Here is an 18,569-nt window from a genome sequence, read left to right as displayed (position 1 = left end):
GCGTCAGTGCTATGCGGTGGGCATGCAGGGAATTGAACGCGAGATCGCCACCCGTCTGAACCAGACGGTCACGTCGGACGAAAACGTCCTTCACAAGTTCATCGATGCGGCGGGCGACCTGGCGGTGAACCTGGTCGTGGCGGTGGTCATCCTGACCGTGACCTGGTGGGCGGCAGGCTGGGCTTCGCGCCTGGTCCGGCGGCTCATCGCCCGGGTGCACGGCGGCGGACCGCCCGACGTGACCCTGCAGGGCTTCGCCGGCTCGGCGGCCCGCTACCTGGTCATGATCGTCGGCATCATTGCCGTCCTGCAGCAGCTGGGGGTGCAGACCACCTCGATCCTGGCGGTGTTGGGCGCGGCCTCGCTGGCGGTCGGCCTGGCGCTGCAGGGCACGCTGAGCAACGTCGCGGCCGGTGTCATGCTGCTGCTGTTCCGGCCCTATCGGGTCGGCGACGTGATCGAGGTGGCCGGGCGCACCGGCACCGTGAAGGCCCTGGACCTGTTCGTCACCGAACTGACCACCCCGGACAACCTCAAGGTCGTGCTGCCCAACGGCAAGGTGTTCGGCGACGTGATCGTCAACACCAGCTACCACACCCGCCGACGCGTCGACGCGGTGATCAAGACTGACCTGAAGCGCGATGTGCCTGCGCTGATGGAGGGCCTTAAGGCCCGGGCCGAGGCCAATCCCCTGGTGCTTAAGGACCCGGCCCCGCAGGTCGAACTGACGGCTATGTCGGAGGCCTTCGTCGAGATGACCGTGCGCGCTTGGGTCGAGACGGGGGATTTCGGGGCCGTGAAGGCCGACCTCATGTTGGCGGGGCGGCTGCTGGCGGAAGGGGCGGAGCAACTTCCGGCGCTGCCGACGCCGCGCGCCAAGCCGGCGGCTCCCAAGAAGAAGCCGCGCCCGACCCTGAGCGACCGGCTGCGCGCTAAGCCCTGAGGATCGCCCGTGCGGCGTGGACGCCGGTGGCGAAGCAGGCCTGCAGCAGGTAGCCGCCGGTCGGGGCCTCCCAGTCCAGCATCTCGCCGACCGCGTAGACGCCGGGGAGCGCGCGCAGCATCAGTCCCTCGTCGACGGCCGATCGTTCGACGCCGCCCGCCGACGAGATCGCCCGTTCCAGCGGGCGCATGCCGGTCAGCCGCAGGGGCGCGGCCTTGATCGCGCGGGCCAGCGCGCCCGGTTCGCGCGGCAGGTCGAGCCCATGGGCCTCGCGCAGCAGGTTGATTTCAAGCGGGGAGAGGCCGGCCGCCTTGCGCAGCAGGTTGGTGGTCGACTGGCCGGCCGGCGCGCGGTGCAGCCGGTCGGTCAGCTTGGCGCGGCTGAGATCGGGGGCCAGGTCGATCTCCAGGATAGTCGAGCCGTCGCGGGCGAGCGCTTCGCGCAGGTTCGCCGACAGGGCGTAGATCGCGCCGCCTTCGATCCCGTAGCCGGCGATCATCGCCTCGCCCCGCACCGCCTGACCCTCGAAGCTGAGGGCGATGTTCTTCAGCGGCTCGCCGGCGAAGCGCTCGGCGAACATCGCGCTCCACCCGACCTCGAACCCGCTGTTGGCGCTGCGGAACGGCGCCAGGGCGACGCCCTTGGCGGCCAGCAGAGGGGCCCATGATCCCGTGGAGCCGAGCTTGGGCCAGCTGGCGCCGCCGAGCGCCAGGAGCGTGGCGTCCGGCGCGGCGGTTTCGCTGGTCCCGTTCTGATCGGCGAAGACCAGCTCGCCGGCTGCGTTCCAGCCTCGCCACTCGCGTCGCAGCCGCAGGTCGACCCCCTGCGCCGACAGGCGCGAGAGCCAAGCGCGGAGCAGGGGGGAGGCCTTCAGCGCCTTCGGAAACACCCGCCCGCTGGAGCCGACGAAGGTCTCCTGGCCCAGGCCTTCCGCCCAGGCCCGCAGATCGGCGGGGGTGAAGGCGTCGATCATCGGCGCCAGCCAATCGGCGGCGGCGCCGTAGCGTCGGATGAAGCTCGCCAAGTCCTCGGAATGAGTGAGGTTGAGCCCGCCGCGGCCGGCCATCAAGAACTTGCGACCGAGAGTCGGCATCCGGTCGTAGACTGTGACCTTGGCGCCTGCGGCGCTCAGGGTCTCGGCGGCGATCAGCCCCGCCGGGCCGCCGCCGATGACTGCGATGGTCTTGACTGAACTGGACATCGGCGTGGTCAGAGGCCGTTCCGCCGCAAAAGTCCAGCCTCAGGGCGCGAAGCTGGACCGGGCCTTGACCCCCCAATGGCCGTTTTCGCAGGTGATGACGTAGATGGAGTCGAAGCCGCCGATGACGCTGCCGTCCTTGCGGTAGCGGGTGAAGCGGGTGTCCAGGTGGACCTTGTCGGGCCCGGCGTGGATGACCTCGCGCCGCTCCCAGGCCGAATGATCCCAGTCCGACAGCGGCCCCTTCTCGAACATCTGCGGCTGATGATAGCCGGGCTCGATCAGCGTCATGGTGTTGGAGGCCAGCCGCACGCTGGGAAAGTTGAAGGTCTGCTCGAACGCCGGCAGGTCGCGGGCGTTGAAGGCCGCCATGAAGGCGTCGGTGATGGCCATGGCCGCGGCGATCTGCGCTTCGAAATTCGACATAACATCTCCCTTGATCGCACCAGCTTGGCACGTTTATTTCTGCGGCGCTTGCGCCCGGCGGTACGAATTCCGCGTTGTAAGGCTTGCCGTAGACGCCTGCTTGGCCTCTAAGGCGCGCCCGCGCTCTTTTTGTGTGTGGCGCGAACCTTCAAGGACGACCATGGCCTTCCCCAACATCCATCCCGCCTTGGCGCGCGCGCTCGCGAGCCAGGGATACGAAGAACCCACCCCCGTCCAGGCGGCGGTGCTGACCGAAGAGGCCGAGGGTCGCGACCTGCTGGTCTCGGCCCAGACCGGCTCGGGCAAGACGGTGGCGTTCGGCCTGGCGGCCGGGCCGACCTTGCTGGGCGAGGAGCAGTGGTTCGGCCAGGCCGGGCCGCCGCTGGCCTTGGCCATCGCCCCCACCCGTGAGCTGGCCATGCAGGTCGCCCGCGAACTCAGCTGGCTCTACGGCCAATCCGGCGCGAAGGTCGAGACCTGCGTCGGCGGCATGGATCCGCGTCGCGAACAGCGCGCTCTGGCCGCCGGCTGCCACATCCTGGTCGGCACGCCTGGGCGCCTGAAGGATCACCTGGAGCGCGGCAACCTCGATCTCGGCGCTTTGCGCGTCCTCGTCCTCGACGAGGCCGACGAGATGCTCGACATGGGCTTCCGGGAAGACCTGGAAGAGATCCTCGACTCCTCGCCGGTCGACCGCCGCACGCTGCTGTTCTCGGCGACCATCGCCAAGGACATCGCCGCCCTGGCCAAGCGGTACCAGAGGAACGCCCTGCGCATCGACACCGTGCGCCGCGACGAACCGCACGGCGACATCGAGTACCGCGCCGTCCGCGTGGCCCCGAACGAGGTCGAGCTGGCCGTCGTCAACGTGCTGCGCTTCTTCGAGGCCCCCGGTGCCCTGGTGTTCTGCAACACTCGCGACGGCGTCCGCCACATGCATGCGGCCTTGCGCGAACGCGGCTTCCAGGTCGTCGGCCTGTCGGGCGAGCTTGGCCAGCGTGAGCGCTCCGAAGCGCTGCAGGCGCTGCGCGACGGTCATGCCCGGGTTTGCGTGGCCACCGACGTCGCCGCCCGCGGCCTCGACCTGCCCGACCTCGGCCTGGTGATCCACGCCGACCTGCCGATCAACAAGCCGGCCCTGCTGCACCGCTCGGGCCGGACCGGCCGCGCCGGCAAGAAGGGCACGTCCGTCCTGTTGGTGCCCTACACCCGCCGTCGCAAGGCCGAGCAGCTGCTGGCTTCGGCCGGGGTCGACGTCCATTGGCAGGGGCCGCCGACCGCCGACGAGATCAAAGCCAAGGACCAGGCCCGGATGCTCGAGGACCCGATCCTCACCGAGGAGCCGGCCGAAGAGGATCTGGCCCTGGCGCGTCTGGTGCTGGAAACCCGCAGCGCCGAACAGGTGGCCGCGGCCCTCATGCGGCTCTACCGCCAGCGCCTGCCGGCGCCGGAAGAACTCTACGACGACGCGCGGATGCGCGACGCCCAGGTCCGCGACCGCGAGCGTCCCCAGCGCGGTGATCGGTGGGAGCCCTCCGATCGTGACGACGGCCCGGTCGGCCGCCCGCCGCGCTTGGCGCCCGAGGACGTCTCCTGGTTCCGCATCACCGTGGGCCGCGACAAGAACGCCGATCCCAAGTGGCTGATCCCGATGATCTGCCGCCTGGGCCACATCACCAAGAAGGACATCGGCTCGATCCGGATCTTCGATCGCGAGACGAAGTTCGAGATATCCAAGGAAGCGGAGGCCAAGTTCGCTTCCGCTGTGAAGCCGACCGTCAACGACGAGATCAAGATCGAGGCGTCCGGCCCGCCCGGCGGTCCGACCTCGCCGCCGCGTGGCGGTCCGCACCGCAAGGGGCCGCCCAGCGGTGACCGGCCGTTCCGCAAGGGACCGCCTGGGGAAGGCAAGCCGCCCTTCCGCAAGGGCGCGGCCGGCGAGGACCGTCCGCCGTTCCGCAAAGGGCCGCCGCACGAGGGTGGCAAGCCCGCCTTCAAGGGCCCGCCCGGCTCGCCCGGTCCCAAGGGCGGCAAGCCGCCGTGGAAGAAGAAGGGCAACGAGCAGCGCAAATAGCTGTCTTGGCGCGGTCACAAAATCAGTCCTAGGCTGCGATCGCGCGTTCTCCACGAGACGCGCGTTGCGGACGAAGGCGCAGGCCGGATGACCGAAACCGACAGAGACCGACGCCTGGCCCGCCTGCGCATCGTCGCGCGGTGGGTTCCGGCGGTGCTGTTGATCTGCGCGGCGGTCGCGCTCTACGCCAGCGGCCTGGCGACCCTCTCGTTCGACAGCGTTCAGGCGAACGAGATCCGCTTGCGGGACGAGGTCGCGGCCGCGCCGATCTTGGCCCTGGCGGTGTTCATCGCCCTCTATGCGGCCGCCACTGGCGCGTTCGTGCCGCTTGGCCTGGTGCTGATGCTGGCGGGCGGCTTCCTGTTCGGCCCGCTGATCGGCGCCCTGGCGACCATCGTCGGATCGACGCTCGGGGCGATCATGACCTATCTGGCGGCGCGCTTCGCGGCTGGCGACAGCATTCGGCGGTTCCTCACCGGCGGTCGGTTCCGCAGGCTGATGGAGGGCTTCGACCGCGCCCCGTTCCGGTACCTGCTGACCTTGCGGCTGGTGCCGCTCAGTCCGTTCGGCCTGGTGAACCTGGTGGCCGGCTGCGCACGCGCGCCGTTCGGCGCCTATGTGGCGGCCACGGCGGTGGGGGCGATCCCGTACTCGCTCATCTACAGCTATCTGGGCGCGGGCCTGGGCCAGGCGTTCCTGGGGGGGCGCACGCCCGACGCGGGCCTGCTGCTGCGCCCGCAGGTGGCGCTGCCGCTGGCGGCGCTAGGTGCGCTGAGCCTGCTCAGCGGGCGACTGAAGCGACGCGAGCAGCCGCTGTAGCGGCTCGACTCGGTCGGGCCTCGCAGCCCATGATCGAGGAACCTCTGGGAAGGAGATCCCCATGCCGACCAACCGTCAGTGGATTTTGCGTCGCCGTCCTGCCGGGGAAATCGTTCCCGACGACCTGGAACTGATCGAGACCGCGACGCCTGAGCTGCAGGACGGCGAGGTTCTGGTCCGCAACATCTATCTCTCCCTCGACCCAACCCACCGCATCTGGATGAGCGACCAGGACCAGTACCTGCCGCCGGTGCAGATCGGCGAGGTGATGCGCGGCGGGGCGATCGGCGTGGTCGAGCAGTCGCGCAACGCGGCGCTGCCGGAGGGGGCCATCGTCAACGCCGGCCTGGGCGGCTGGCAGGATTATGCCGTGGTGCATGAGGGCATGGCGCGGCGGGTGCCGCACCTGACAGACGTGCCGCTGACCGCGCACATGAGCGTGCTCGGCGCGACCGGGCTGACCGCCTATTTCGGGCTCAACGACATCGGCAAGCCACAGCCGGGCGAGACGGTCGTGGTCTCCGCCGCCGCCGGCGCGGTCGGCTCGATCGTCGGCCAGCTGGCCAAGCTGCAGGGCTGTCGGGTGATCGGCATCGCCGGCGGACCCGAGAAGTGCCGCTGGCTGACCCAGGACCTCGGGTTCGACGGCGCCATCGACTACAGGTCCGAGGACGTCGGCGAAGCCCTGTCGCGGCTGGCCCCAAACGGCGTCGACATCAATTTCGAGAATGTCGGCGGCGAGGTGATGGACGCCGTCATCGGCCACATGAACAATTTCAGCCGTATGCCGCTATGCGGGATGATCTCGACCTACAACCGCGAGGGCGCCGTCCCTGGCCCGGCCGATTTCGGGCGCGTGCTGATGCACCGCATCCTGATCAAGGGCTTCATCGTCATCGACTATCTGCCGCGCGCGGCCGAGGCGATGGCCGAACTGGAGCCGCTGGTGGCCGGCGGCCAGCTCAAGTGGAAGGTCCACATCGTCGACGGGCTGGAGAACGCGGTCAGCGCGCTGGGCCGGCTGTTCACCGGCGACCACGACGGCAAGCTGCTGGTCCAGGTTTCGCCCGAACCCAAGCACGCCTGACCGCTGGGGCTAGGCGCCTAGGCCCAAGGCGGTCAGGGCCCGCTCGCGGCTGGCCTTGTAGTCGACCTTGCCGTTTGGCGCGCGGCCGATGCTGGGGACGACCACCAGTTCGCGCGGCGCCTTATAGGCGGCCAGCTTCGACTTCACGTGGCCGGCCATGTCCTCCAGGCTGGGCGGGTCGGCGCCGGGCTCGGGCTCGACCACCGCGCAGATGCGCTCGCCGAAGCGCGGGTCGGGCACGCCGACCACCACCGCGTCGCGGACCGACGAATGGGTCTTCAGCGCCTCCTCGACCTCCTCGGGAAAGACCTTCTCGCCGCCGGTGTTGATGCACTGGCTGCCGCGTCCGAGCAGCTTCAGGGTGCCGTCGAGATTGACCTCGGCCCAGTCGCCCGGAACGCTCCAGCGCTGGCCCTCCATGACCTTGAAGGTCTTGGCGCTCTTTTCGGCGTCCTTGTAGTAGCCGACCGGTAGGAAGCCGGAGACCGCGACCAGGCCGCGCTCGCCCGATCCCGGCTCGACGCGCCGGCCGTCCTCGGTGAACACGGCGCAGTTGGGCCCGAGCATGAAGGCCGCGGTCGCCGCCTCCGCGCCCGGCGCCGAGGCCGAGGCGCCCAGACCGACGGCTTCGGACGAGCCGAACGAATCCATGATCATGGCGTTGCGGGCGTGGCTGAGCAGGCCGCGCTTGTTCTCCTGGCTCCACATCGAGCCGGACGAGCTCATCGCCTTGACGTTCGACAGATCCCAGCGGCCGGGGTTGGCCTCCAGCGCCTCCAGCATCGGGGTCGAGAAGGCCAGGCCGACGATGACGATGTTGTCGGCCTTGAGCCGCACCGCCTCGTCCCAGAGCTCCATGGCGTTGAAGTTGCGCGAGGGCAGGCTGGCGACCGCGCCGCCGATGTTGAGGGTGATGAACGCCGAGAACTGGCCGGTGCCGTGCATCAGCGGGCAGCAGACCAGGGTGGTCGGCGAAGGATAGGTCCCGATCCGCGCGTCGATATCGCCGACCGCCTCCAGCGGCGGCAGACCCATCAGCGCGTGGCCGCCGGCGCCGATGACGTTGAACAGGTCGTCCTGCCGCCACATCACGCCCTTGGGCATGCCGGTGGTGCCGCCCGTGTAGAGCAACAGCAGATCGTCCGGCGATCTGCCCCAGGGCGCCCTGAACGGACGCTGGGCGGGCTGCGAGGCGACCACCTGCTCGTAGTCGTCGGCCCAGTCGGGGACCGGCCGGCCCGGCTCGGCCACCGCGATCCAAAGCTTCACCTTCGGCAGCTTGGCGCGCAGCGGCTCCAGCGTCTCGGCGAAACCGGCGTGGAAGACCACCGCCTGGGCGTCGGCGTTGTCGAACAGGTAGGTCAGCTCGTCGCCGCCGTAGCGATAATTGGTGTTGATCGGGGCCAGGCCCGCCTTGAAGGCGGCGTAGTAGGTCTCGAGGTATTCGGGGCCGTTGTAGAGATAGGCCGCGACCTTGCCGCCGGACGAGACGCCTTGGGCTGCGAGGTGGGCGGCCAGGGCGTCGGCGCGGGCGTCGAACTGGCCCCAGGTGACGACGCGGCCGCCCTGGATCAGGGCCGGCTGGTCAGGCTGTCTGGCGGCGATGGCCTCCCAGACGTCCGCGAATGTCCACGCGCTCACGACGTCTCCTCCCAATGTCATTATGTTTTGGGAGGAAGTTGGGGCTCAGGGCTGGCCGAGTGTCAACGTTGACCCCAGGGCAGGGCTTCAGGCGGCGCGCGGCAGGCCGCGAATGTCGCGGAACGAGACCAGGCGCTGGGCGTGTTCGTCCCACAGGGCCAGGCGGGCGTTCTTGAAGCTGTCCCAAAGGCCGATGCGGCTGACGTTGTGCAGTTCGGGGTGGTCCTTCAGCACCTGCGGCAAGCGGTAGAAGGGGATGCGGGCCGACAGGTGGTGCACGTGGTGGATGCCGATGTTGGCGGTCAGCCAGCGCAGCGGCTGGGGGAGATCATAGTGCGAGCTGCCGTGCAGGGCGGCGTCATCGCGCTTCCAGACGCCGTTCCGCGACCAGGACACGCCTTCGTACTGGTGCTGCACGAAGAACAGCCAGACGCCGATGGTCGCGGCGACGACCATGGTGGTGAAGTTGACCAGGATCACCGGCGCCACGCCGAGCAGCCACATCATGACGCCGATGCCCGCCGCGGCGATGGCCGTGTTGCCGAGGGTCGAGGCCCACGGCCGCCAGCCATCCTTCATCAGCCCGATCGGCAGGCGCTGCTGCAGGAAGAACACGAAGGTGGGACCAAGTCCGAACATCACCGCTGGGTTGCGGTATAGGCGGTAGCCGAGCCGGCGGATCGGCGACAGGGCGAGGTATTCCTCGACGGTCAGCATCTCGATCACGCCCAGGCCGCGGCGATCGAGGTTTCCAGAGGTGGCATGGTGCATCGCGTGGGTGCGCCGCCAGTAGTCATAGGGGGTCAGGGTCAGCAGGCCGATGGCGCGGCCGACCCAGTCGTTGGCCGCCTTGTCCTCGAAGAACGAGCCGTGACCGCAGTCGTGCTGGATCATGAACAGGCGGACCAGGAACACCGCCGCCGGAACGGCCAACAGCAGGGCCAGCCACCAGAGCCCGAAGTGGAACGCGGCCCAGCCGAGGCCCCAAAGCGCGGCCAGGGCCGAGGCCGTGAGGGCCAGTTCAAAGAGGCTGCGCGACAGGCGCGGGCGCTTGTAGGCGGCGAGCCTGCGGCTCCAGTCGGCGGGCTTTGGGTCGGTCACTTGGTCCAGGTTCCGTCACGGGGGCGCTCAGTATCTGTCCCCAGAATGCGGTGGTTCTACGACAGCACTTTGAAGAGGCCGACCGCATTACGGCCAAATCAGCGGCCGCGCCATGCCGATGTCGCCGCAGTACGGTCGCTACGTGGCGACGCTGGTGGTCAGGCGAGCCGGCGGTAAAGGCGCTCGACCTTGCCGCCGGCCTCGTAGGTTCCGACATCGGTGAAGCCGAGCTTGGCCATGACGCGTTGGGAGCCGACGTTATCAGGATGCACGGTGGCGGCGAGGGCCGGCAGCTTCAAGCTCGAGAAGGCGTGCTCCATCAACCGGCCGGCCGCTTCGGTCGCGATCCCGCGGCCCCAGGCGTCGCGCCGCAGGCGGTAGCCGATCTGGACGTCGTCGGTTGCGGGCAGCGGGGTCAACAGGGCCCAGCCCAGCATCTGCTCCGGCGCGGCGTTTTCGAACAGGCTCCAGTAGCCTAGGCCCTCGCCGAAATCGGTGTCGATCTGCGCCGACAGGTGCGCGCGCTGGCGTTCGGGCGGCCAGACCGCGCCCAGATAGCGCATGACCTCCGGATCGCTGTTGACCGCGACGCTGTCGTCGAGGTCGCTGGCCTGACGCGGGCGCAGGATCAGGCGTTCGGTGGTGAAGCGCGGTTGGGGCATCAGCCCCAACTATCGACCGAGCCGACCCGGCGGGCGGCCGGCCGCCTGGCGGCAGATACTGCGACGACCGCCTCTTGCCGCGAAGCCGGAACGTCGCTCGGCGCCCCATAGAGCCAGCCCTGGGCGAAGTCGACGCCGGCGCGGCGGACCGCATCCTCGGCGGCGGCGTTCTCGACCATTTCGGCGATGGTCCGGACCTTCAGCTCGGCGCACATGCGCACGAGATGGCGGATGAAGGTGCTTTCGCGGCCGCCGTGCTGGAGCTCGCGGATGTAGCGGCCGTCGATCTTCACGATGTCGAGGGTCAGTTGCTGCAGATAGGCCAGCGACGCGGCGCCGGCGCCGAAGTCGTCCAGGCAGATCATGCAGCCTTCCTGGCGCAGGGCCGAAAGGTGGCGGTCGGCAAGGGCGAGGTCATCGATGGCCGCGCTCTCGGTGATCTCCAGCAGCAGGCGCCCGGCGACGTCCGGCGACTTGGCCAGCATCTGGCGGACGGCGGTCACGAAGGCTGGGCTGATGATCGTACGGCCCGAGACGTTGGCGGCGAGTTTCAGATCGGGCTCGGCGGTGAGCTGGCCGATCGTCTCTTCGACCACCGCGATGTCGAGCGGCTCGATCATGTCGAGCTCTTCGGCCATGCGGATCATCGGATAGGGACTGGCGCTGTCGCCGAACCGCACAAGCACTTCGTAGTGGTGCAGGGCCGATCCGGCCTTCAGATCCACCACCGGCTGGTAGACGAGGCGGAAGCGCTTCTCGTTCACCGCCGCGCCGAGCACGCCGACATCGGCCAGGGTCTTCTTGATCGAGCGATCGACCATGTCGTTGAGATCGAGGGGCGATCCGTCGCTGACGCCCTCGGCGATGAAGTTGTCGAGGGCGTAGCGGATCGCACGGGCCAACTGGGTGGGCGAGGCGGTCGACTGCAGGCTCATCAGCCGGGCGCTGGCGCTCAGGCTCGAGGTCGATTCCGACGACACGCCCGCGATCAGGCGCTGGACCAGCGAGTCGACGCCTTCGCCCTTCTGGCGCACGAGCGCGAAGCGGTCCGCGCCGAGGCTGGCGGCGGCCGAGCCGCCGTGCGACTGCGCCCGCAGGCCGCCGATCAGGCGCTGTTCGAGGGCCATGAACGCCTCGGGGCCGAGCCGGTCGCGCAGGGCTTCCAGGCCGCCGAACTCCAGGAACGCCATCTCCAGCTCTTCGCCGGTGGCGCGCGCGGCCTCGATCAGGACGCCGGTGGCGGCCTCGAAGCCGGACTTGTCGTGCAGGTCATGTCGGGTCTTGGGGGCGGCCCGGCTCAGGGCGCAGGAGACCGCCCCGCCGTTTCCAGGCATCTTGAACGCGGTCATCGAGGCGGCGCGCTGGCCTCCTTCCTCGCCGGCCAGGCCGACCACGATCGGGCCGCCACGGCCGCCGTCCTTCAGGCTGCCCAGCAAGGCCGCGACCATCATCCGGTCGCGCGGATCGATGAAGTCGCGCCAGGCGCGCCCGACGAGATCGGTCTCGGCCGATCCGGACAACGCCTCGCTGGCCCCTATGGCCAGGGCGATGCGACCGTCCGGCGCCAGCTCCAGCAGGAGATCTGCACTCGCGAAGGCGAAGCCGAGCAGGCGCTGAGGTGCTAGTGACAAGCCGAGGATCTCCATCCCGCGAGAGGGGGCGCATCCTCATCCAGCGCGATTAATTTCACGTTGAGACCAAGGTTCGCCATAAATGCGGCGGGCCACCGGGGCTTGTCGTCCCAGCCATCCAGGAGGGCGCATGCGCGAACGACCGACGGCCAGGGTCCTGCTGTTCGACGAGGCTGGCCGCATCTTGCTGCTGAAGGGGCGGTTGCCGAACAGGCCCGCGCACACTTCGTCCTGGTTCACCGTGGGCGGCGGCGTCGAGCCGGGCGAAACCCTGGTCGAGGCGGCTCTGCGCGAGATCGCCGAGGAGACCGGCTTCGTCGAGGGCGTGGAACTGGGGCCGATCGTCTGGGTCCGACAGTCGGTCAGCGCCTTGGTCACCGGCGAGACCGTCCTGTTCAAGGAAAGCTACATCATCGCCCGATGCCGTGGCGGGGAGCCGACGCGCGACGGCTGGGAGCCCTATGAGCGGGATCTCATCGACGACATCCGCTGGTGGAGCCTGGACGAGATCGCCGCCACCAGCGACCGTATCTGGCCTGAGCGCTTCTGCGAGTTGATCGGCGGGGTGGCGCGCGGCGAGCATCCGGCCCAGCCGTTGGAGATCAGCGTCGAGCGCGCCGGCTGAGGCTCTGGGCGTGAGGGGGGAGAAATGATCATCACAGCCATCGCCGCGGCCGTCGCGATCCACGCGGGCTGCGACCTCGAGACGCCGAGCGGCGAGCCCGGATGTACCCGGGCGGCCGTCGACGCCCTGAAGCTCAACGACCTGCAGGCGATCGGCACCCATAACTCCTACAAGCAGGCGATCGCCCCCAAGCAGATGGCGCTGCTGCGGGCCGTCGATCCCAAGCAGGCCGACGGCCTGGACTATGCGCATCCGCCCCTCGCCTCTCAGCTCGACGCCGGGGCCCGGCAACTGGAGCTCGACCTCCTGAACGACCCGCAGGGCGGGCGCTACGCCTCGCCCCTGGCCATGAAGATGGCCCCTGACCTGCCCTACGACCTGGAGCCGCTACGCGCGCCGGGCATGAAGGTGATGCACGTCCAGGACGTCGACTACCGATCGAGCTGCCCGCGGTTCACCGACTGCCTGCGCCAGATCGCAGAGTGGTCGAAGGCCCACCCGGATCACTTGCCGATCCTGGTGCTGCTGAACCTCAAGGAGGGCGGCCTGAAGGTCCCCGGCGCGGTCGAGGCGCCGGTCTTCGACGCCGCCGCCATGGACGCGGTCGACGGAGAAATCCGCTCCGTCTTCGCCGAGCGCGATCTGATTGCGCCGGACGGCGTGCAGGGCCGCCGCGCCAGCCTGCGCGAGGCGGTGGCGGCCGGCGGCTGGCCGACGCTGAAGACCGCCCGCGGCAAGGTGATGTTTGCGCTCGACGCGCCGCCGCAGCAGGTCGCCGTCTATCGCGGCCAGCGCCGCTCGCTGGAAGGACGCGTCATGTTCGTGAACATCGACGAGACCTCGCCGGCGGCCGGCTACATCACCCTCAACGAACCGCAGGCGCAGTCCGCCCGCATCGCCGCGGCGGTGAAGGCGGGGATCATCGTGCGCACCCGCGCCGACGCCGACACGGTCGAGGCGCGCAGCGGCGATGTCGCCCGCCGAGAGACGGCCTTCGCCTCGGGCGCGCAGTACGTCTCGACCGACTACATGTCGCCGGACGTCCGCTTCAGCGACTACCGCGTCGAACTGCCGGGCGGGGGCGTCGCGCGGCGCAATCCGGTTCGCTAGAGCGCTTTCCGCCGAAGTGGCCGCCGGTTCGGCGAAGAAGATGCGCCAACTTCGAAGAGTCCTGAGCAAATCCGATGGGATTTCGCTCTAGGGACGGGCGTCGGGATACTGCGGCAGGTCGTCGGTGATCGGCCACCACGACGCCTTGGAGTCCACATAGAAGTGAAAGCCCAGCTTGGCGGTCGTCGGCGCGTCCAGGGTGCCCGCGCGCAGCCGGATCGCGCCGGGCTTGCTGGCCAGGCGGCTGAACAGCGGGCCGCCGCAGCGGCGGCAGAAGACCCGCTCCTTGCCGGGCGAGGATTCGTAGGCGGTCAGCTGGTCCTCGCCGCTCAGCAAGCGGAAGTTGGCGCTCTCCAGCGGGATGTTGGCGCCGAACGGCCCGCCCTGCGCCTTGCGGCAGGCGCCGCAATGACAGAGCTGGATGGGCGGCAGATCGCCGTCCACCTCGTAGCGAACGGCGCGGCAGAGGCAGGATCCGGCGTGCATTGGTCAACTCCCTTAAACCTTGACGCGAGCATTAGGGTTAAGCGCGCAGAAACTAACCAAAACCGTTTACGCGAGGTTGAGGGAACGCTGTTATTCGTCCGCGCATGACGCGCTTTTCCATCCAGTACGAGGAGCCTTCGCCGCGGAAGCCGCCTCCGAGCGGCTGGATGCTCCTTCGCGTCTTCATGTGGACCCTGCTGATCGCCTGCCTGGGCCTCTGGAGTTGGTCGATGCTGGCCAAGTAGCGACCTGGCCCGCGCCTTGCGGCGATCGTTCTCCGAGGGGGCAAGACGTCCCAACGGAGGACACCATGCGGTTTACTTTCGCCGACGAGGCGCCGGTCGTAAGGCGCAATCCGATGCTGGTCTGGGCGCGTCGCGTCTTCGATCTGGTGGTGATCGGGGCCGTGCTCGCCGCCGCGGTCGAGACCATCGTGTTCCTGAGCGACATGACCCGTTCATAGGCCAGGGCTGACGCCACGGCGCCCCTGGAAAAGCGTCTCGAACTGCGCCTACTGGCGTGACGATCGGGAGAGACGTCATTGAAAATTCTGAGCCTGACCCTTGCCGCCTGCCTGCTGGCGACGACGGCCGCCCACGCCGAGCCGCCGACGGTCGCCAAGGTGGGCGAACTGCCGCTGGCGTTCGATGATCTCGGGGTCGCAGTCCAGACGTTGAAGACCGCCGACGGGCGCACGATCCACTACACCGACACCGGCGAGGTCGGGTTCCGTCCTGTGCTGTTCATGGGCGGCACCGGCACCAGCGCCCGCGCCTTCGAGATGACCGAGTTCCTGAAGTCGATGCGCAAGCAGCTGAAGCTGCGGTTCATCACCGTCGAGCGGAACGGGTTCGGCGACAGCCCGATGATCGCCGGCTGGAGCTATGGCGACTACGTCGCCGAGGTGCGGGCCGTGCTCGACCACCTGAACGTCCAGCGGATGTCCGGCGTGGCGATCTCCGGCGGGGGGCCGTACATGGCGCAGGTCGCCGCGGCCATGCCCGAGCGCTTCATCTCGCTGCACCTGCTGGCCGCCGCGACCCAGCGTCCGGCCGGGGATCCGGTCTGCAAGTACACCGCCGAGCAGATCACCGCCGTGATCAAGCCGCAGGTTCAGAACCCCAAGCTCTGGTGGGGCTTCCCGAAGGACAGCCCGACCCATCAGATCCCCGGCTTCACCGACCGCGCCTTCGACGAGGGCGCGCGGGCCTTCTACATTCGCGGCCAGATGGGCGATCCGGCGCCGGAAGTCGCGGAGGTCATGCGCTATTGCGGCCCGGCCCCGGATCTCTCGGCGGTGAAAGCTCCGGCCTTCATCTATCAGGGGAGCGCCGACAAGCAGGTCACCGCCGACACCGCCGAGCGCTGGAAGGCGCAGCTGCCCAATGTCGTGGAGATGCGCCTCTATCCGGGCGAAGGGCACGACGTGCAGTACCGGCATTGGGACCAGTTGCTGCTCGACGTCGCCGGGCAATCGCAGCTGACGGCGGTCTGCGCCTCGGGTCGCTCGCGGGCGGTTCCCAAGGCGCAGGCCGAGCAGATGCTGAAGGCCGGCGCAACGCTGGGCGTCTGCGCCTGGGCCAAGCCGGCCGCCGGTTAAGCGGTCGCTCTGGCGGGTTCGCCGGGGGCGTCGGGGTCCTGGTCCTCGATGTCCTCCAACTCGCCTTCCCACTTGGCGACGACCGCGGCGGCGACCGAGTTGCCGACCACGTTGGTCGCCGAGCGGCCCATGTCGAGCAGGTGGTCGACGCCGAGCACGATGGCGATCCAGGCCTCGGGCAGGCCGAAATAGGTGAGGGTGGCCATGATCACCACCAGCGAGGCGCGCGGCACGCCGGCGATGCCCTTCGAGGTCACCATCAGCAGCAGCAGCATGAAGATCTGCTGCTGGACCGTCAGGTGCACGCCATGCGCCTGGGTGATGAAGATGGTCGCGAAGGTGCAGTAGAGCATCGAGCCGTCGAGGTTGAACGAGTAGCCGAGCGGCAGCACGAACGAGACGATGCGGCGACGCACGCCGACCTTGGGCAGGGCGTCGAGGATGCGGGGGTAGGCCGCCTCCGAGCTGGCGGTCGAGAAGGCCAGCAAGGCCGGGGTGCGGATCACGCCGAACAGCGGGATCACGCGTTTGCCGATGACGATGAAGCCGGCGATGAACAGCAGCACCCACAGCACGCCCATGGTGGCGTAGAAGCCGACGACGAACTTGCCGTAGACCGCCAGCATGGCCAGGCCCTGGGTCGCGATGGTCGAGGCCAGGGCCGCGAAGATCGCCAGCGGGGCCAGCTTCATCACGAACTCGGTGACCTTCAGCATGATCTGCGCGCCCTGTTCGACCAGGACCGCGACGGCCGGCGCGCGGTCGTCGACCGCGGCCACCGCGGTGCCGACGAACAGCGAGAAGACGACGATCTGCAGGATTTCGTTCTTGGCCATGGCGTCGACGATCGAGGTCGGCACCAGGTGGGTGATGAAGCCCTTGAGCGTGAAGGCGTCGGTGTTGGCCGCCGTAGGCGCGGCGACGGCTGCGGTCTCCAGGTGCAGGCCCGCCCCCGGCTGCAGCAGGTGAACCATCAGCAGGCCGACCAGCAGCGAGACGATCGAGGCGCAGATGAACCAGCCCATGGTCTTGGCGCCGATCCGGCCGATGGCCGCAGCGTTCTCCATGTGGGCGATGCCGGCCACCAGCGTGGTGAAGACCAGCGGGGCGATGATCATCTTGATCAGCCGCAGGAAGACGTCGGTGATCAGCGACAGGCCCTCGGCCGCCTGCTTGGCCTGGTCGGGGCTGAGGAACTGGTTGCAGGCCCATCCGACCCCCACGCCGAGCACCATGGAAAGGACGATCAGCAGGGCGAAGCGACGGTTCATAGGCGGCTCACGGCTGGGGAAAGGCGGTCGGTGCGGCGTGAACCGCGAAATTCCGACTTTCCATCAAGACGCACGTGGTCGCCGGCGCCTCATGCCAAATCGTCGCCCGGCCATAACCTTTTCGGGGGAGGGGCCGGCGGCCGCCTAGTTCGGGACGACGTCGAACGCGATCGTGGTCCGCACCTCGTCCCCGCCGAACGGGACGGTGCCGTGCCACATGTAGGATGGGAACAGGGCCAGCAGTCCGGGCTGCGGGCGGACGAAGTGCTCGGCCTCCAGCGGCGGCCGGGTCGGGATCGGCGGCGCTCCGAAGCGCAGCCAGCCGGCGCGGTCGGTGTCGTCGCCCAGCGCCTGGGGCACGTCGATGTAGCAGGCCGACGAGATCCAGCCCTGCGGATGGATATGGTCGACGTGGAAGCCGCCGGGGCGCAGCCGCACCGACCACGCGCCCAGCACCCTGTGACCGCCGCCGTTGCGGGCGCGGAACATGTCGGGGCCCTCCCCGATGGCGGCGCGGTAGGCGGCCAGCGGCCCTTCGATCGCCTGGAAGAAGGCGCGTATGACCGGATGCTCTGAGGCCAGGAGGTTCTGCGAGGTCTGGGTGCCGCCGCGGACCGATTGCTCCACGGGATGGGCATGCAGGGCGTGCAGGTCGGCGAGGGCGAGGCGCAGGTCGGCCAGATAGGCGTCCAGGCTGGTCCAGCCGTCCGGGGTGTCGATGGGCTGGGCGCGGACCAGCGCGCCGTAGTCCCAGAGGCTGCGGTAGCGGTCATCGCCGCCCGCCCGCCAGGCGGTGGCCAGAACGGCGGCGGCTTCCTGGTCGGTGGCGTTTTCCGCCAGCAGTTGCTCGGCGATCTGGGCGGCGGTCTCCGGGTCGCCGAGCGCCAGGCAGGCGTGGGCCATGGCGCGGCGCGCGGACGGATCGCGCGGGGTGCGGGCCAGCACCGCGGCGCAGAGTTCGCGGCTGCGTTCCGGCGCGGTGCTCAGCGAGAGCGCCGCAGTTTCAAGCGCCAGGCGCGGGTCGCCGGGCGCCGCCGCCAGCGCCCGCTGGGCGAAAGCCAGCGCCTGCGCCTCGCCGGCGACGTGGCTCAGCAGGCGGATCTTGACCCCGGACAGCAGCGGCCGCAGCGGCGGCTCGGCGGCGGCCAGCGCCGCTTCGATCGGCGCCAGAGCCAGGGCGGGGTCCCCCGACCGCATCCAGACCAGCTGCCCCAGGTCGCGCAGGGCGTCGGCATAGGCCGGCCGCCGGGTCACCGCGTTGCGGAAGGCGTTCTCGGCCTCGTCGAACCGCCGCAGGCCCTGCAACGCCCGGCCATAGACTAGCCATGTCTCTGGCGCGTCGAGGCCCAGCGAAAAGGCCCGCTCGACCTCGGCGGCGGCCTCGCGGTCGCGGCCGGCGTCGCCGAGGCCCGAGGCGACATTGTGAGCGGCGACGCCGCTGCCCGGGTTGAGCTGCGCGGCGCGCTGGTAGTCCGCCAGTGACTCCGGCTTGCGCTCGAGCGCCTTCAGCGCCGCCGCTCGCGCCGAAAGCGCCTCATGCCAAGGGCGCTCGCCCTCGGTGAAGGGACGGGCCAGCGCCTCGGCCTCGGCCGCGCGACCCGATCCGGTCAGCAGGCGGGCCAGGGCGACGGCGGCCTGCACGCAGGCGCGGTCCGCGGCGAGCACGCCGCGATACAGCCGCTCGGCCTCTGCAAGGCGGCCGGCCCGGCCCAGGGCGCGCGCCTGATCCAGCGTCTGGGCGATGGCGGGCGACGGCGGGGGCGGGGCGGCGAGCAAGGTCTCAACTTCCGTTCACTGAATATTCGCCGGCCCGGCGCGCGAGCATGCGCGCGCATTGTGCGAACCCGGGCGGGAGCCTGTCCAGTAGGCGCCGGCGGTCCAGGCGAGACGCAAAA

General features: G+C 69.6%; 18 protein-coding genes. 9 read left to right on the top strand and 9 right to left on the bottom strand.

What is annotated here, in order from left to right:
* The first annotated feature begins 22 nt into the window (after positions 1 to 22).
* Positions 23 to 943, top strand: a complete 921-nt coding sequence (locus tag OUA97_RS04055; protein ID WP_267230534.1) for a mechanosensitive ion channel family protein — start codon at positions 23 to 25, stop codon at positions 941 to 943.
* Here the strand turns inward: OUA97_RS04055 and OUA97_RS04050 are convergent.
* Positions 933 to 2,144 carry an NAD(P)/FAD-dependent oxidoreductase gene (locus OUA97_RS04050; RefSeq protein ID WP_267230533.1) on the bottom strand — a complete coding sequence of 404 codons (1,212 nt, stop codon included), beginning with the start codon at positions 2,142 to 2,144 and terminating at the stop codon, positions 933 to 935. The two genes, OUA97_RS04055 and OUA97_RS04050, sit on opposite strands and share 11 nt — an antisense overlap.
* Positions 2,145 to 2,183: 39 nt before the next feature.
* Positions 2,184 to 2,567, bottom strand: a complete 384-nt coding sequence (locus OUA97_RS04045; protein WP_267230532.1) for a hypothetical protein — start codon at positions 2,565 to 2,567, stop codon at positions 2,184 to 2,186.
* Positions 2,568 to 2,727: 160 nt separating this feature from the next.
* On the opposite strand from OUA97_RS04045, the gene OUA97_RS04040 reads away from it, so the two are divergent.
* The 3 genes from OUA97_RS04040 to OUA97_RS04030 all read left to right on the top strand — a co-directional run bounded on the left by OUA97_RS04040 (position 2,728) and on the right by OUA97_RS04030 (position 6,547).
* Positions 2,728 to 4,641, top strand: a complete 1,914-nt coding sequence (locus OUA97_RS04040; RefSeq protein WP_267230531.1) for a DEAD/DEAH box helicase — start codon at positions 2,728 to 2,730, stop codon at positions 4,639 to 4,641.
* An 87-nt stretch (positions 4,642 to 4,728) separates the two neighbouring features.
* The gene (locus OUA97_RS04035; RefSeq protein WP_267230530.1) at positions 4,729 to 5,460 is read left to right on the top strand and encodes a TVP38/TMEM64 family protein; all 732 of its coding nucleotides are present in this window, start codon (positions 4,729 to 4,731) and stop codon (positions 5,458 to 5,460) included.
* Positions 5,461 to 5,521: 61 nt separating this feature from the next.
* Positions 5,522 to 6,547 carry an NADP-dependent oxidoreductase gene (locus tag OUA97_RS04030; protein WP_267230529.1) on the top strand — a complete coding sequence of 342 codons (1,026 nt, stop codon included), beginning with the start codon at positions 5,522 to 5,524 and terminating at the stop codon, positions 6,545 to 6,547.
* Between the two features lie 9 nt (positions 6,548 to 6,556).
* Here OUA97_RS04030 and OUA97_RS04025 read toward each other — a convergent pair whose 3' ends face one another.
* The 4 genes from OUA97_RS04025 to OUA97_RS04010 form a co-directional block, all read right to left on the bottom strand.
* Complete coding sequence (locus OUA97_RS04025; RefSeq protein WP_267230528.1) at positions 6,557 to 8,188, bottom strand: AMP-binding protein; 1,632 nt, start codon at positions 8,186 to 8,188, stop codon at positions 6,557 to 6,559.
* 87 nt (positions 8,189 to 8,275) lie between these two features.
* On the bottom strand, positions 8,276 to 9,289 hold the full coding sequence (locus OUA97_RS04020; RefSeq protein ID WP_267230527.1) for a fatty acid desaturase: 1,014 nt from the start codon (positions 9,287 to 9,289) through the stop codon (positions 8,276 to 8,278).
* Positions 9,290 to 9,447: 158 nt separating this feature from the next.
* Positions 9,448 to 9,951, bottom strand: a complete 504-nt coding sequence (locus OUA97_RS04015) for a GNAT family N-acetyltransferase (RefSeq protein WP_267230526.1) — start codon at positions 9,949 to 9,951, stop codon at positions 9,448 to 9,450.
* A complete protein-coding gene (locus tag OUA97_RS04010) occupies positions 9,951 to 11,582 on the bottom strand; it encodes an EAL domain-containing protein (RefSeq protein WP_267230525.1) in 1,632 nt (543 codons plus the stop codon). Before OUA97_RS04010 ends, OUA97_RS04015 begins: the two co-directional genes overlap by 1 nt.
* Positions 11,583 to 11,712: 130 nt before the next feature.
* On the opposite strand from OUA97_RS04010, the gene OUA97_RS04005 reads away from it, so the two are divergent.
* Positions 11,713 to 12,207, top strand: a complete 495-nt coding sequence (locus OUA97_RS04005) for an NUDIX hydrolase (RefSeq protein ID WP_267230524.1) — start codon at positions 11,713 to 11,715, stop codon at positions 12,205 to 12,207.
* A gap of 24 nt (positions 12,208 to 12,231) precedes the next feature.
* Complete coding sequence (locus tag OUA97_RS04000) at positions 12,232 to 13,317, top strand: phosphatidylinositol-specific phospholipase C1-like protein (RefSeq protein ID WP_267230523.1); 1,086 nt, start codon at positions 12,232 to 12,234, stop codon at positions 13,315 to 13,317.
* An 87-nt stretch (positions 13,318 to 13,404) separates the two neighbouring features.
* Here OUA97_RS04000 and OUA97_RS03995 read toward each other — a convergent pair whose 3' ends face one another.
* Positions 13,405 to 13,803 carry a GFA family protein gene (locus OUA97_RS03995; protein WP_267230522.1) on the bottom strand — a complete coding sequence of 133 codons (399 nt, stop codon included), beginning with the start codon at positions 13,801 to 13,803 and terminating at the stop codon, positions 13,405 to 13,407.
* 104 nt (positions 13,804 to 13,907) lie between these two features.
* On the opposite strand from OUA97_RS03995, the gene OUA97_RS03990 reads away from it, so the two are divergent.
* The 3 genes from OUA97_RS03990 to OUA97_RS03980 all read left to right on the top strand — a co-directional run bounded on the left by OUA97_RS03990 (position 13,908) and on the right by OUA97_RS03980 (position 15,403).
* Positions 13,908 to 14,048, top strand: coding sequence for a hypothetical protein (locus OUA97_RS03990; protein ID WP_267230521.1), 141 nt, complete (start codon positions 13,908 to 13,910; stop codon positions 14,046 to 14,048).
* Positions 14,049 to 14,113: 65 nt separating this feature from the next.
* The gene (locus tag OUA97_RS03985; RefSeq protein ID WP_267230520.1) at positions 14,114 to 14,266 is read left to right on the top strand and encodes a hypothetical protein; all 153 of its coding nucleotides are present in this window, start codon (positions 14,114 to 14,116) and stop codon (positions 14,264 to 14,266) included.
* A gap of 78 nt (positions 14,267 to 14,344) precedes the next feature.
* On the top strand, positions 14,345 to 15,403 hold the full coding sequence (locus OUA97_RS03980; protein ID WP_267230519.1) for an alpha/beta fold hydrolase: 1,059 nt from the start codon (positions 14,345 to 14,347) through the stop codon (positions 15,401 to 15,403).
* Here OUA97_RS03980 and OUA97_RS03975 read toward each other — a convergent pair.
* Both OUA97_RS03975 and OUA97_RS03970 read right to left on the bottom strand, forming a co-directional pair.
* Positions 15,400 to 16,674 carry a dicarboxylate/amino acid:cation symporter gene (locus OUA97_RS03975; RefSeq protein ID WP_267230518.1) on the bottom strand — a complete coding sequence of 425 codons (1,275 nt, stop codon included), beginning with the start codon at positions 16,672 to 16,674 and terminating at the stop codon, positions 15,400 to 15,402. The two genes, OUA97_RS03980 and OUA97_RS03975, sit on opposite strands and share 4 nt — an antisense overlap.
* A 144-nt stretch (positions 16,675 to 16,818) precedes the next feature.
* Positions 16,819 to 18,450 carry a putative 2OG-Fe(II) oxygenase gene (locus tag OUA97_RS03970; RefSeq protein ID WP_267230517.1) on the bottom strand — a complete coding sequence of 544 codons (1,632 nt, stop codon included), beginning with the start codon at positions 18,448 to 18,450 and terminating at the stop codon, positions 16,819 to 16,821.
* Positions 18,451 to 18,569 lie beyond the last annotated feature (119 nt).

The organism is Phenylobacterium sp. 58.2.17 (assembly GCF_026411515.1).
In the GTDB taxonomy this organism is placed as follows: Bacteria; Pseudomonadota; Alphaproteobacteria; order Caulobacterales; family Caulobacteraceae; genus Phenylobacterium.
Note: the sequence above shows the minus strand (reverse complement) of the source record. Positions and strands in the feature narration are given on the sequence as shown.

Excerpts from the sequence above, each read along its gene's own strand:
- OUA97_RS04055 (WP_267230534.1), top strand. The coding sequence starts at position 23 with ATGCAGGGAATTGAACGCGAGATCGCCACCCGTCTGAACCAGACGGTC.
- OUA97_RS04050 (WP_267230533.1), bottom strand. The coding sequence starts at position 2,144 with ATGTCCAGTTCAGTCAAGACCATCGCAGTCATCGGCGGCGGCCCGGCG.
- OUA97_RS04045 (WP_267230532.1), bottom strand. The coding sequence starts at position 2,567 with ATGTCGAATTTCGAAGCGCAGATCGCCGCGGCCATGGCCATCACCGAC.
- OUA97_RS04040 (WP_267230531.1), top strand. The coding sequence starts at position 2,728 with ATGGCCTTCCCCAACATCCATCCCGCCTTGGCGCGCGCGCTCGCGAGC.
- OUA97_RS04035 (WP_267230530.1), top strand. The coding sequence starts at position 4,729 with ATGACCGAAACCGACAGAGACCGACGCCTGGCCCGCCTGCGCATCGTC.
- OUA97_RS04030 (WP_267230529.1), top strand. The coding sequence starts at position 5,522 with ATGCCGACCAACCGTCAGTGGATTTTGCGTCGCCGTCCTGCCGGGGAA.
- OUA97_RS04015 (WP_267230526.1), bottom strand. The coding sequence starts at position 9,951 with ATGCCCCAACCGCGCTTCACCACCGAACGCCTGATCCTGCGCCCGCGT.
- OUA97_RS04005 (WP_267230524.1), top strand. The coding sequence starts at position 11,713 with ATGCGCGAACGACCGACGGCCAGGGTCCTGCTGTTCGACGAGGCTGGC.
- OUA97_RS04000 (WP_267230523.1), top strand. The coding sequence starts at position 12,232 with ATGATCATCACAGCCATCGCCGCGGCCGTCGCGATCCACGCGGGCTGC.
- OUA97_RS03995 (WP_267230522.1), bottom strand. The coding sequence starts at position 13,803 with ATGCACGCCGGATCCTGCCTCTGCCGCGCCGTTCGCTACGAGGTGGAC.
- OUA97_RS03990 (WP_267230521.1), top strand. The coding sequence starts at position 13,908 with ATGACGCGCTTTTCCATCCAGTACGAGGAGCCTTCGCCGCGGAAGCCG.
- OUA97_RS03985 (WP_267230520.1), top strand. The coding sequence starts at position 14,114 with ATGCGGTTTACTTTCGCCGACGAGGCGCCGGTCGTAAGGCGCAATCCG.
- OUA97_RS03975 (WP_267230518.1), bottom strand. The coding sequence starts at position 16,674 with ATGAACCGTCGCTTCGCCCTGCTGATCGTCCTTTCCATGGTGCTCGGC.